Origin of the sequence: Streptomyces sp. RFCAC02 (genome assembly GCF_004193175.1) — a bacterium.
Lineage (GTDB): Bacteria > Actinomycetota > Actinomycetes > Streptomycetales > Streptomycetaceae > Streptomyces.
In genome coordinates, this window is the sequence record NZ_SAUH01000001.1 from 3,824,209 (window position 1) to 3,836,687 (window position 12,479).

10 protein-coding genes and 1 pseudogene are annotated in these 12,479 nt (G+C 74.4%); 4 read left to right on the forward strand and 7 right to left on the reverse strand.

All coding sequences use genetic code 11. From position 1 onward, the window contains the following. The first annotated feature begins 76 nt into the window (after positions 1-76). Positions 77-1,678, forward strand: a complete 1,602-nt coding sequence (locus tag EMA09_RS17720; protein ID WP_129842001.1) for an MFS transporter — start codon at positions 77-79, stop codon at positions 1,676-1,678. A 433-nt stretch (positions 1,679-2,111) separates the two neighbouring features. Next, a complete protein-coding gene (locus EMA09_RS17730; protein WP_129842002.1) occupies positions 2,112-2,684 on the forward strand; it encodes a methyltransferase in 573 nt (190 codons plus the stop codon). A 73-nt stretch (positions 2,685-2,757) separates the two neighbouring features. Here EMA09_RS17730 and EMA09_RS17735 read toward each other — a convergent pair whose 3' ends face one another. Next, positions 2,758-4,095, reverse strand: coding sequence for an FtsX-like permease family protein (locus EMA09_RS17735; RefSeq protein WP_129842003.1), 1,338 nt, complete (start codon positions 4,093-4,095; stop codon positions 2,758-2,760). A 3-nt stretch (positions 4,096-4,098) separates the two neighbouring features. Next, complete coding sequence (locus EMA09_RS17740) at positions 4,099-4,893, reverse strand: ABC transporter ATP-binding protein (RefSeq protein WP_129842004.1); 795 nt, start codon at positions 4,891-4,893, stop codon at positions 4,099-4,101. Positions 4,894-5,089: 196 nt separating this feature from the next. Between EMA09_RS17740 and EMA09_RS17745 the strand changes: the two genes are divergently transcribed. Next, positions 5,090-5,998 (forward strand): LysR substrate-binding domain-containing protein, encoded by a 909-nt coding sequence (locus EMA09_RS17745; protein WP_206305960.1) that lies wholly within the window; start codon positions 5,090-5,092, stop codon positions 5,996-5,998. 21 nt (positions 5,999-6,019) lie between these two features. Here the strand turns inward: EMA09_RS17745 and EMA09_RS17750 are convergent, their stop codons facing one another. From EMA09_RS17750 to EMA09_RS17770, 5 genes and pseudogenes are all read right to left on the reverse strand, one after another. Next, positions 6,020-6,436 carry a Rid family hydrolase gene (locus EMA09_RS17750; RefSeq protein WP_129842006.1) on the reverse strand — a complete coding sequence of 139 codons (417 nt, stop codon included), beginning with the start codon at positions 6,434-6,436 and terminating at the stop codon, positions 6,020-6,022. A gap of 119 nt (positions 6,437-6,555) precedes the next feature. Continuing rightward, entirely contained in the window at positions 6,556-7,185 is a 630-nt protein-coding gene (locus tag EMA09_RS17755) for a hypothetical protein (RefSeq protein ID WP_129842007.1), read from the reverse strand. 5 nt (positions 7,186-7,190) lie between these two features. Further along, entirely contained in the window at positions 7,191-7,460 is a 270-nt protein-coding gene (locus EMA09_RS17760) for a hypothetical protein (protein WP_129842008.1), read from the reverse strand. Continuing rightward, positions 7,429-7,824: pseudogene (locus tag EMA09_RS17765) on the reverse strand (hypothetical protein); the annotation flags it as partial. The pseudogene EMA09_RS17765 and the gene EMA09_RS17760, both read right to left, overlap by 32 nt. 169 nt (positions 7,825-7,993) lie before the next feature. After that, on the reverse strand, positions 7,994-11,041 hold the full coding sequence (locus EMA09_RS17770) for a BTAD domain-containing putative transcriptional regulator (protein WP_129842010.1): 3,048 nt from the start codon (positions 11,039-11,041) through the stop codon (positions 7,994-7,996). 289 nt (positions 11,042-11,330) lie between these two features. Between EMA09_RS17770 and EMA09_RS17775 the strand changes: the two genes are divergently transcribed. Next, positions 11,331-12,350, forward strand: coding sequence for an AfsA-related hotdog domain-containing protein (locus EMA09_RS17775; RefSeq protein WP_168220754.1), 1,020 nt, complete (start codon positions 11,331-11,333; stop codon positions 12,348-12,350). The last annotated feature ends 129 nt before the right edge of the window (positions 12,351-12,479 follow it).

The following is a 12,479-nucleotide window of genomic DNA, read 5'->3' on the forward strand; positions in this document are numbered from 1 at the left end:
TGGCGCGTGCGGAGGAGCACAGGCTGAGGGCGACGCGATCGGCGCCCATCGAACCCCACTCCACCGGAGGTGCCCCATGACGGGGACCGGCACACGAAAGACACGACCCGGCGCGGACGTCGGCGGGTTCAGCGCCAGGGAGTGGCTGATCCTGCTGACGCTGTGCGGCGCCACCTTCATGACGGGGCTGGACTTCTCGGTCGTGACCGTCGCCCTGCCGGAGATAGGACACGACCTCGGCTTCACGAGCACCGGCCGGCTGCAGTGGGTGGCGACGGCCTGCCTGCTGCCGACCGCGAGTCTGCTTCCACTGTTCGGCCGGGTCGCCGACATGGTGGGCCGGCGGCGGCTGTTCGTCGCGGGAGTGGCCCTGTTCACCGGGTTCTCCCTGGTCGCGGGACTGGCGACGGGCCCGGCCATGCTGATCGGGGCCCGCGTGGGGCAGGGCGCCTCGGCCGCCATGATCGCCCCGAGCGCCGTCGCGCTGCTGACGACGGCGTTCCCCGAGGGAACCCGGCGGACCAGGGCGCTCGGCATCAACGGCGCCATACTGTCCCTGGGGTTCGTCCTCGGTACCCTCGGCGGCGGTGTGATCACCAGCGGTCTGAACTGGCGCTGGACCATGCTGATCCTGGTCATCGTCGGCGGGCTGGTCCTGCTCGGAGCGATCGGCCTGCTGCCCAGGGCCGCCGACAGGCGTGCGACGGCCCGGCTCGACATCCCCGGCGCGGTCCTGGCCGGTGTCGGCCTCTTCGCCCTGGTGTACGGCATCTCGGCGGGGCCGGAGGCCGGCTGGGGCAGCGCGTCCGTCCTGGGATCCCTCGCACTGGCCGTGGCGGCCTCCGCCGCCTTCCTCCTGGTGGAGCGACGGCACGCGGCCCCGCTGATCCCGCTGGGTCTGCTGAACAGGCCGACGGTGAAGTGGGGCGGGCTGGCCGGCTTCATCACGCTCGGCATGTGCGGCGGAGCGACGGTCCTGCTGAGCATGTACCTGCAGGACGTACTGGACTACTCGGCGCTGGCCACCGGCGCCGCCTTCCTCGCGGAGGGCGTCACCGCGCTCATCGGCGGCGTGCTCGCCGCCCGGGTGATCGGCGTGCTCGGCAGGACGGGAACGATGGCCGCCGGCCTGGCCGTACAGGGGCTCGGCACCGGCGCGATGGTCCTGCTGCCCGGGGACGACGGCCTGGTGCTCCTGCTGCTGACGTCCGGCGCCATGGGCCTTGGGCACGTCCTGACCGTGGTCTCGTTCATCACCACCATGACGTCCGGGCTGCGGGACGACGAACAGGGCGTCGTGGGCGGCCTGTCCCAACTGCCGCAGTTCCTCGGCGCCATCGGGACCGCCGGGCTGGCGGCCATCGTCACCGCACGCACCGGTGTCTCCTCCACGACGAACTCCGCTTCGGCTCTGCTGGACGGCCTGCACACCGCGCTGCTCACGGCCGGGATCGTCTGCCTCGTCGGCGCCGCCCTCGTCGTCCTGCTGCTGCGCCGCCCGGCCCGTTCCCTCCGCGGGGCCGCGTCACCTGTCGTGGCGGCGCGCGGAGAGCGCGGGCCGGCGGGTGATCCCGTGCGCGGCCTCGCGGGCGCTCGCGGTGCGGGCAGGGGCGGAACGCCGGCCGCCCGGTCACCGCAGGACCCGAACGAGCCCTGTGCGACAGGAAGCACCGCATGACCAGCGGCATCACCGATCCGACCCTCCTCTACCGGCTGCGCGACGGCGTCTGCGCGCCCGACCTCCTCATCCTGGCCGTCGCCGACCTCGACCTCTTCACCTGGCTCGCGGAGCACGGCCCCGCGACCGCCGAGGAGATCGGCGCAGCCCTCGGCCTCGCCCCGCGCCCGGCCGACGTGACCCTCACCCACCTGACGGCCCTCGGCCTCGTCGAACGCGACGGCCAGGCCCTGCGGCCGACACCGCTCGCCCGCGAACACCTGACGGCCGGCTCGCCGTACGACCTGCGCCCGTACTACGCCTCGCTGCGGGAGAGGCCGGGCGTCGCCGAACCGGCGGCCGTCCTGCGCACCGGCGAGCCCGCGGGCTGGGCCAGCGCACCCGAGGGCGGGGAGTGGGCGGCCCGGTCTTCGCCGGGGGCATCACGGCCGCCATGGACGCGCGCGGACGCTTCCTCGGGCCGGTGCTCGCCGGGGCCGTGGCGGACCTGCCGATCCGCAGGGTCCTCGACATCGGCGGCAGCTCCGGGATCTGCGCGAGCGCGCTCGTGGACCGGTACCCGCACGTCACGGCGGCCGTGTTCGAACGGCCGCCGGTGGACGTGGCGTCCCGGACCCCCATCGCCGACCGCGGCCACGCCGACCGCGTCGGCGTCATGGCGGGTGACACGTTCGCGGACGACCTCCCGGCCGGCTTCGACACCCACCTCTACTCGCACGTGTTCCACGACTGGGACGAAGCGCGCGTGCGGCGGCTGCTCGCGGCGTCCTTCGCGGCCCTGCCGCCCGGCGGTCTCCTGATCGACCACGACGTGCACATCGACGCCGGCACGTCGGGTCCCCTCGCGGCGGCCGAGTACTCGGTGTTCCTCATGCACGCCACGCCGGGCAAGTGCTGGTCGGTCGCCGAACTGGCCGGTATGGCGCGGGGGGCGGGCTTCGCGTCCATCGAGCACCGGACGACCGCCGGCGACCGTTCGATCGTCATCGCCGCGAGGCCCCGCTGAACCGGCCCGGCCACCGGGCGGTGCCCGCCGGCCGCGGGGCGGGCACCACCGGCGCGTCCGTGCCGGCCGGGTGTCAGACGGCCGCGGACACCGCGTCGACCGCCGGCGTCCGCAGGCCCCGGCGTGCCGTGACCAGCGGGGTGACGACCGTGGCGACCAGGGCGATCGCCGTGATGCCCAGCCAGATACCGGGCCCCTGGCCGTCGGCCCACAGCGTGTCGGCGCGCATCACGCTGAACGGCACGACGGCGGCGAGCGCGGCGACGGTGCCGAGCACCACGCCCGTCACGGCGAGCGCCGCGCCCTCCGTGCCGACCACGGCGAGGACCTGCCGGGGCGTGGCGCCGGTGAGACGCTGGCGGCCGAACTCCTCGTACCGGTGCGACGTGGCGGCGTACAGGCTGTTGACCAGCATGATGCAGGCGAAGACGGCCATGATGCCGACGACGATCAGGTTCAGCGTCTGCATGTTCTTGTCGTCCACCGTCCTGGCCAGGCCGGACGCCGAGATCGCGTCGCTCTCGATCGACTGCGTGTAGAGCGTCGCCGTCGCCATCGCGACGAACAGGACCAGCGCCGTCACGACACCGGACAGGTCGTCCGCGCGCCGCCGCAGGTGCGCCGCGGCCAGGAAGCCGCTCGCGCGGCCGGGCGCGGCGACCGGTCCGGCGAGCCGGGACGCCACCCACCGCAGCACCGCCGGGGCGAGCAGCGCCAGCCCGACGCCCAGCAGGATCGCGCCGTAGACGGCGGGAGCCATCGACTCGGGTCTGCCGGACTCCATCGCGAGCGTGGCGCCCGCGCTCGACGCACCCGCCGCGAGGGCGAGGCAGGCCAGGACGCGGCGTGCGCCCCGGCGGCGCGCACGCCCCCCGGCCGTCCGGGAGGCCCGCCGTACCGCGAGGAGCGCGGCACCGGTGGAGGCGAGCAGGGTGACGCCGAAGCCCGTCGCGAGGGCGACCGGCCCGAAGACGTGCTGCACGCCGTCGGCGACCTGCCCGTTGCGGCGGAACGCGTCCAGCAGGGCGCGCCCGCCCAGCACGGCCGGGGCGATGGCCACCAGGGTGCCGGCGAGGGCGACGGCGATCGCCTCACCGACGACCAGGCGGCGTATCTGCGCCGGGGTGGCGCCGGTGCTGCGCAGGGTCGCCATCTCGGTCTCGCGCTGGCGCACGTTCACGGTCAGCGTGGACGCCACGGCGCAGAACACCAGCAGCAGGCCGTAGCCGCCGACCACGCTCGCCGCGGTGACGAGCGAGTCCGCGCTGACGTCGTCGACGCCGTCGGCCGCCGCCGTGTCGTGCAGCGAGCTGAACGTCATGGTGATCGTCGAGCCGAGCACGGCGGACAGCAGGGTCGCCAGGAGGCGGCCGGGCCGCCGGCGGACCGAGCGCAGCGCGAGTGCGAGCATCACTCACACCACCGCCCGCAGGGCCTCGGACTCCCGGTCGCCCAGGTGCGCGAGCCGTTCGGCGACGGCGTCCACGGTCGGCGCGGTCAGCGACCCGGCGGGCCGGCCGTCCGCCAGGAAGACGACGGCGTCGGCGTACGAGGCGGCCACGGGGTCGTGCGTGACCATGACGACGGTGCGGCCGTGCAGCCGGACGGCCTCCTGGAGCAGCCGCAGGACGTCCCGCGCGCTGCGGGTGTCGAGCGCGCCGGTCGGTTCGTCCGCGAACACGACGGCGGGTTCCGTGATCAGCGCCCGCGCGACGGCGACCCGCTGGCGCTGACCGCCGGAGAGCTGGTCGGGCCGGTGGCCGAGCCGGTCGCCGAGGCCGACCTGGGTGAGGAGGTCGGTCACCCGGCCGGTGTCGATCCGGCGGCCTGCGAGCTTCAGGGGGAGTACGGCGTTCTCGGCGACGGTCAGGGTGGGGAGGAGGTTGTACTGCTGGAAGACGAACCCGACGCGCTGCCTGCGGAACTTCGTGAGCGCCGTCTCGTCGCGGCCGGTCATCTCGACGCCGTCGACGACGACGCGGCCGCTGTCCGGCCGGTCGAGGCCGGCCGCGCACCGCAGCAGCGTGCTCTTGCCGGAGCCCGACGGCCCCATGACGGCGGTGAACGTCCGGGGGGACAGGCTGAGGGACACCCGGTCGAGCGCGGTGACCGCGCCGTCGCCCTCGCCGTGGACCTTGGTCACGTCGGTCAGGAGCAGCGCCTCGGCGCCGGTTCGGCGGACGGTGTGGTCGCCTGGTCTTTTTCTCATGCGTCCAGGTTCGCGGGGCCGGTGGGACGGATCAACGCGAAGTGTGGCATCGCCGGATAAGCAGGACTTATCGTTCGGCGGCCATGGGGCCGTCACCGTCGCAACCCTTGCTCCCGGCGGCGCATGAAACAATCGCGATCTGCTTATGGGTCGATCATTCCTGCTTATCGATCGCCCACGACGGGGAGGCACCGGGGTGGAGCTGCGCGACATCGAGATCTTCCTGGCCTTGGCCGAGGAACTGCACTTCGGACGCACCGCCGAGAAGCTCCACATCTCCCAGGCCCGGGTCAGCCAGTCGATCGCCAAGCAGGAACGCCGCATCGGCGCCGCCCTGTTCGAACGCAGCAGCCGCCGGGTCGCCCTCACCGCCATCGGCGCGCGGCTGTACGACGACCTGAAGGCCGCCCACCGCGGCATCCTGGAGGCCACCAGGACCGCCACCGCCGCGGCGCGGGGCGTCACCGGCACGCTCACGGTCGGCGCGATCGCGGCCCTCGTGCACGACCTCGCGGATGCCGCCGCGCTGTTCCGCGCGCGCCATCCGTCCTGCGAGCTGCGTCTCCAGGAGACGCCCGCGGGCGCGCCGTTCGACCTCCTGCGCGGCGGCGAGGTCGACCTGCAGCTCCTGTGGCTGCCCGTGCGCGAGCCGGACCTGTCGACCGGACCGGTGCTGCGCCGCCACGCCTACCTCCTCGCGGTGGGCGCGGACCACCCGCTCGCCCGGCGCACCGAGGTGAGCATGGAGGACCTGGGCGACTGGGAGGTGGTGGCGCCCCCGGACTCCACGCCCGCCTACTGGGCCGAGCAGGTCGTCCCCACGCACACGCCCGGCGGGCGGCCCGTCCGGCGCGGACCGCGGACCGTCACCTGGCAGCCGGGCGAGGTGCTCGCCGAGGTGGCCGCCGGGCGTGCCGTCGAGCCCATCATGGCGCCCGCCACCCAGTACTACCCCTGGCCGGGCGTGGTGTACCTGCCCATCACGGACGCCCCGACGTGCGACTGGGTCCTCACCTGGCGGACCGCCGACGAGACCCCCCTCGTCCGCGCGTTCGTGCGGGCGGCGCAGGACAGCGTGCCGGACGCGGCGGCCGGCAGCGCGTGACGCCCGTGCCGGGGCGCGCCGTCACCCCTCGGTGTCGAGGACGGCGGCGACCGCCTCGATCTCCACGAGCTGGTCGTCGTACCCGAGCACGGTGACCCCGAGCAGCGTGCTCGGCACGTCGTGGTCGCCGAACGCGTCCCGTACGACCTCCCACGCCGTCACCAGGTCCGCCCGCCGCGCCGAGGCGACGAGGACGCGGGTGCTGACCACGTCCCGCAGCGAGGCGCCGGAGTCGGCGAGAGCGGTCCGCAGGTTCGCCACCGCCTTGGCCGCCTGCCCGGCGAAGTCCCCGACGGCCGCGGTGGAACCGTCCTCGTCGAGCGGACAGGCCCCCGCCAGGAAGATCAGGCGCGCCCCGGCCGGGACGCTGGCGGCGTAGGCGTACTCGGCGACGCTCGACAGGGTGGCGGAACGGATGAGGGTGACCGCGCCGGGCATCGGCGCCTCCTTGGATGCGGGAGCATGACGGCCCGACACTCGCCGATCCACGCGGCCCGCTCAACCGGTTTCCCACCGGCGCCCGGGCCCCGGTACCGGCAGCCGCCGAGTCGGCCGGACTACGGTTCGGGATCGAGCAGGGGCACGGCGGCCAGCCAGGCCCGTGCCTCGTCCGCCAGGTCCTGGTCCGTGACGTGCCCGACCACGCCGGCCAGCGACGGCACGACCCACACCACGTCCAGCAGCGCGGCCCGCGTCCCCGTGGGGCGGGCCGGGCGCGGCAGGGGGCGCCCGGGGACGCGGGACCGTGCCGCCTCGTCCTCCTCGGCCGCGCGGCGGCGTTCCTCGCCCGCCGCCCGCAGCGCCTCCTCACGGGTCAGCGGCAGCGCGCCCAGGACGAACCGGACGGCGCCGTCCGGCGTGACCTCCACGGGGAGGCCGGGCGGCGGGGGGAAAAAATGGCGCAGCGCGATGACGGCGAGGTTCAGCAGCCACTCACCGGCGCGTGCGGGGGAGAGCCCGCCGGTCCGTTCCGCGAGGACGGCCAGGTGCACGGCCACGGCGAAGTCCGCCGCGCGGCCGTCGGCCGACGCGGGACGCAGCGGGCCAAGACGCGTCTCGGTGTCCTCCCGGACCGCGCGCCACCACTGCTGCGGCGCACCGTCCGGGAACCGTTCCCGCAGCCATGCCTCCCGCTGTCCCGCCGACAGGGTCCGCAGGGCATCCCACGCCAGCCAGGGGTCCGTCATGGATGTCATCCGATGCCTCCCAGGTCGGTGATCGCACGCAGGGGCACCCGGATGTCCTGGGCCTCGAAAGCCGTGACGCCCTCGTTCAGGAACGCCTCGGAGAAGGACGGCTGCGGCGTGTAGTGGCCCGTCCCATTGTTGATGAGGCTCACGACGTCCCGGCCGCCGGGGAAGACCACCTCGCCCGCGCCGTACACCGGCCCGCCCTCCGTCAGCACGGTGTGGTGGATGCCCGGCCGGGCCTCAACGATGTGCAGCGCGTCGTCCGCGTCCACCGCCCACAGATACCGGCCACCGCCCTGTATCGCGTCCGCGAACTCGGGCGTCCCGGTCGGTGCGCCCGCCCGGCCATGCGGCGTGCGTGACGTTGCCGGCCGCGTCGTACGTGTAGCGCTCGTTCCACTCCCCGGAGACAGCGCTGACACGGCCGACCGGGTCGAGTGTGAACGCGCTGTCGCCGCCGAGCCGGTCCGCGACGTTCGTCGGATGGCGCTGCGGACCGTAGCGGTAGACGCGGTGCGGAAGGTTGGCGTCGCCGGCCCCGTCGGCGGTGACGGCCTGTGCGGTCAGCCGCCCGGCCGGGTCCCATTCCTGGGCCAGCGTCACGGCGTCGTCGAGGCGGCGGCACGTCTCATTCCCCGCCGGGTCGTAGGCGAACGCGAGCCGGTGGTTCCATCGTCTCGTTCACATCTTCGAAACTGAGGACGGTGGGGCGGGCGGCATGGTTGCGGCCCACGGGAGTCGGCGGAGCGCCGGACCGGGGCCGCCGTGTCGCCCGTGGTGGGCGGCGCGGCGGCCCCGGGGTGTGTCAGGCGGTTCGTGCGAACGGGCCGGTCATCACCCGGACCCGCACATCCGCGGCGGCCGGCTGCGCGTGCGCCTGTGCCAGCCGGCGTACGAGCGCGGCGTAGCCGTGACGGCGTGCCATGCTGCCGGCCTGCCGCTCGATCAGCGTGCGCTCCGCCGCGTCCGGGAGGGACGCCACCAGGCCGGTGAGCGCGTGCAGTTCACCGCGCCGGTAGCCCAGGCCGCGGGCGATGGACAGCGCCGACCGGTGGTGGCCGGCCGCGGTGGCCCGGTCCCCGATCAGCGCCATCGCACGCCCCACCGCGTTGTGGCTCTCCGCCAGCGCCCACCGGTCGCTGTGCGTCTCCGCGATGCGCAACGCCTCCGCCGCCGCCGAGCGCGCCAGGTCGTACCGCCCGTGCGCCGCGTGCAGGACACCGAGGAACGCCTGCGCGAGGGCCGCCGTGCGCGGGAAGCCGCCGCTGGCCGCGAGCGCTGCCTCCTGCGCGCACTGCGCCTGGTCGAGACGGTTCAGATCGGCCTCCGCGACCCCCAGCTCCGTCAGCGCCATCGCCTGGAGCTGGACGACGCCGAGCGCGCGGGCCAGCCGCAGCGCCGTGCGGTACCGCCGCCGCGCCAGATGCGGACGGCCCAGGTCCACCTCCACCCGCCCCAGGCCGCACAGCGCAACCGCCAGTTCCTGCGGCCGCTCCTCCGCGGTGAACAACCGCACCGCCTGCGTCAGCAGGTCCCGCGCCTCCGTCAGATCACCGGCCAGCCAGCGCAGCCGGCCCAAATACTCGTACGCGGCGGCCCGTACGTCCGGCAGCGTCGGGTCCTGGCCCACGGCCAGCGCGTGGTGGGCGTAACTCTGGGCCTGCTCGACCTTCCCGCCGATGAGCATCGCGTCGATCAGGCACACCGACAGCTCGCCCTCCGCCCTGCGGTCGCCCGCCCGGCGGGCGGCGCGCAGGCCCGCGAGGGCGCCGGTGAGCCACTCGGGCATGAGGCTGTTGTGCTTGCACATGCCCCACAGGCGCGCCGCCAGCATCCAGGCGGCGGGCAGCGGGCCGTGCTCGGCCGTGTGGACGGCGAGGCCGGGGAGGTTGGACAGTTCCCCGTTGGCCTCCTTGACGAGGGACCGGCCCTCCGCGCTGTCGCGGTCGGGACCGGACGTGATGACGGCGCCCGGCCCGACGACGTGCAGCCGCGTCGGGCCACCCGCCACCACGGCCGCCGCGCGCAGCGACCAGGCCGTCAGCCGGTGCACGGCCGCCTCGCGCTCCGCGGGCACCTCATCGGTATGGGCGCGCCGCCTGGCGTACTCGCGCAGCAGGTCGTGCGGGAAGCGGTAGCGGCGGGGCGCGTAGGACTCGACCAGGTTCGCCGCGACCAGGGCGTCCAGCGCACGCCCGGTCTCCTCCTCGTCGAGGCCCGCCAGCGCGGCGGCGGCCCTGCGCGTGAGCTTGTTCAGCGGGACGATCCCGAGCCTTCGCAGCACACGCCGGGACGTCTCGTCCAGCGAGTGGTAGGAGAGGTCGAGCGACGCCGACACCGAGAGCTGCTCGTCGCCCGGCACGGCGGCGTGCGCGAGGGGGTCCTCCGTCACGAGGCGCCGCGCGATGCCGTCGAGGTCGTCGGACGTGACGGCCGCGCCGGCCGCCACCAGCCGCAGCGCCAGCGGCAGGTACCCGCACAGGCGGGCGATCTCCCCGGCGGACCGGCCGGCGGCGGGGCCGAGCATGGTGTGCAGCAACTCCTCCGCCTCGTCGGCGGGGAGCACCGGGAGGTCCACGTGGCGGGCGCCGTCGCCCGCGACGAGGCCGGTCAGCCGCCGCTGGCTCGTGATGAGGACCGCGCACCCGGGGCTGCCGGGCAGCAGGGGGCGGATCTGCTCGGTGTGCGCGGCGTTGTCGAGGAGGACGAGGACCCTGCGCTTGGCCAGCAGGGAACGGAAGAGGCTGGACCGTTCGCGGGTGTCCGGCGGCACGTGCTGGTTGGGCACGCCGAGGGACCGCAGGAAACCGCCCAGGATCTCCGTCGGATGGGCGGGGCCGAGCGGGTCGAAACCGCGCAGGTCGGCGAAGAGCTGACCGTCCGGGAAGTCGTCGATGACCCGGTGCGCGCAGTGGACGGCCAGCGCGGTCTTGCCGACCCCCGCCGTGCCCTCCACGTACACGATGGGCATGCCGCCGGACCGTAACAGCCCGGTGATGCGGGCGACCTGCTGCGCGCGGCCGGTGAAGCCGTACGCCTCGTGCGGGAGCTGCGCCGGAACGGCGGTCGGCGCCTCGGTCACCGCCGGCCGCCGCGGCCCCGCGCCGCCGGTCGTGCCGCCCGTCAGGACGTACTGGTGGGCGGCCCGCAGCTCGGGGCCGGGGTCGGTGCCGTACTCCTCGGCCAGGCGCTGGCGTATGCGCGTGTAGACGTCGAGCGCCTCTATCTGCCGCCCCGAACGGGTCAGCGCCCGCATCAGCAGGCCGTGGAGGTGCTCGCGCTGGGGGTGCTCGGCGGCGAGGCGCACCAGTTCCGGGACCTGTTCCGAGCCGCGGCCGAGGTCGAGGCCGAGGGCGTGGAACTCCTCCAGCGTGATGAGCTGCTGCTCGGCGAGCCGGTCGCGTTCGAGCTCGATGCCGGGACCGACGGTGTCCTCGGCGAGCGGGCCGCGCCACAGCGCTGTGGCACGGGACAGCGCCTCGCGGGCGCGGGCCGGCTCGCCGCCACCCCGTGCGGCGCGCGCGGAGGCGAGCAGTTCCTCGAACTCCCACAGGTCGAATCCGCCGCGTGGGTCGATGGCGTAGCCGGCGGTGGTCAGCGTGATGGGTGCGGTGACGGGCAGGCAACGTCGCAGGCCCGAGACGTACTTCTGGATGAGGTTGACGGAGGGCGAGGGCCCCTCGGCGCCCCAGACCATGGCGATGATGCGTTCGGCGGACACCGGGCGTGGTGCTCGGAGCAGCAGTGCCGCGAGCACCGAGCGCTGTCTGGGCGGACCGAGCGGAATCTCCACTCCCGCCCGAAGCGCTCGCAACGGGCCTAAGACCTCAAAACGAACCCCGTGTTCAGTCATGACGAAACCCCGTATTCGATCACAACGTACCCGAAATGGTCACTTTCGGTGGTGCCCCCTGCTGATATGTGGAGCATAGGCGATGACGGGTGAAGCCGGGCGGACGGTTACGTGCTGTTCATCAACACCGCTCCCCGCATGGCCTCATTGGTCGCTCATGTGCCATTCGGTCAGAGACGTCGGAAACCCCCTTCAGCGTTCCTTCCAGTCAGCGGTCAGCGGCGGGCGGCATCGTCGCGACCAGGCACCGGGGGGTGCCAGCACAACGGACCCGGATGGAGAGCCCGGCATGACCCTGCCCATCGAACTCCCCTCGTCCACCGCACGCGACCGGCTCACCTACGACGCCACCGTCTCCCGTGCCCTGGTGCACCGGGCGTCGGTCGCGGAGGTGTTCATCACCGACTCGATCGCCGCAGCGACCAACGGCATCGGGAGGCCGGAGGCGTCCTTCGAGGTGGCGGCGCAGCTCCCGCGCGGCCACGTCATCGGCGAGCACGCGCCCGCGTACGACTTCCTGCTCATCGTCGAGGTGATGCGGCAGGCCGGCGTGTTCGTGGCGCACCAGCACCTGGACGTGCCGCTGGAGAGCGCGTTCATCTTCAAGTCCATGAACTACTGGGTGCGGTCGCTGGAGGCACTGCGCATCGGGCCGCGCCCCGCCCAGGTCGTCATCGCGATGAACGTCCGCCCGGAGCGCAACCGCGCCGGCCGCGTCCTCGGCTTCGACTTCGACGGCTCCGTCCTGGTCGACGGAGTCCGGGCGCTGGAGGCGTCCGGGGCGCTGACGTTCGTGAGCCGCCGGGCGTTCGCCATGCTCCGGGCCAAGGGACGGGAGCACGCGAAGCCGGGTGGCCCCGGCACCGTCTTCGGCATCCGGCCCGCGCCCGCCTCTCCCACCACCCTCGGACGGCGGGACAGGCGCAACGTCGTCATCAGCGAGCCCACGGTCGGACCGCGCGGGACGGCCCAGGCACGGCTCGTCGTGGACACCGCGCACCCGCACCTCTTCGACCACCAGCTCGACCACATACCGGGCAACCTCCAGTTGGAGGCGGCACGGCAGGTCGCCGTGGCCGCCGTGGCCCGGCTGCACGGCCTGTTCCCGCAGGAACTGGTCGTGACCCGGCTGCGCGCCGACTTCACCGACTTCGCGGAGCTCGACCTCGGCACCGTCGCCGCGGCACAGGTGGACGGTGTCCGCCACGCGAAGGAACTCGGGCTGCTCACCGTCCCGGTCGCGGTCCGCCTGAGCCAGGACGACCGGACGGTGAGCGAGGTGGTCGTCGAGATCGCCCAGTGGCACTGAGACACCACCGGCCGTCCAGGCCACCGTTCTCCCGGCACGCCCGGCGGATCGCGCGCGAGCCGCCGGCTGCCCCCTCCGCGCGCCGCACCGCCCCTTCGCCGCCCCCCACCTTCCGATGAAGGACGATCC

Bases quoted from the DNA above. Each gene is read 5' to 3' on its own strand.
- EMA09_RS17720 (WP_129842001.1), top strand. From the start codon at position 77: ATGACGGGGACCGGCACACGAAAGACACGACCCGGCGCGGACGTCGGC.
- EMA09_RS17730 (WP_129842002.1), top strand. From the start codon at position 2,112: ATGGACGCGCGCGGACGCTTCCTCGGGCCGGTGCTCGCCGGGGCCGTG.
- EMA09_RS17735 (WP_129842003.1), bottom strand. From the start codon at position 4,095: ATGCTCGCACTCGCGCTGCGCTCGGTCCGCCGGCGGCCCGGCCGCCTC.
- EMA09_RS17740 (WP_129842004.1), bottom strand. From the start codon at position 4,893: ATGAGAAAAAGACCAGGCGACCACACCGTCCGCCGAACCGGCGCCGAG.
- EMA09_RS17750 (WP_129842006.1), bottom strand. From the start codon at position 6,436: ATGCCCGGCGCGGTCACCCTCATCCGTTCCGCCACCCTGTCGAGCGTC.
- EMA09_RS17755 (WP_129842007.1), bottom strand. From the start codon at position 7,185: ATGACGGACCCCTGGCTGGCGTGGGATGCCCTGCGGACCCTGTCGGCG.
- EMA09_RS17770 (WP_129842010.1), bottom strand. From the start codon at position 11,041: ATGACTGAACACGGGGTTCGTTTTGAGGTCTTAGGCCCGTTGCGAGCG.
- EMA09_RS17775 (WP_168220754.1), top strand. From the start codon at position 11,331: ATGACCCTGCCCATCGAACTCCCCTCGTCCACCGCACGCGACCGGCTC.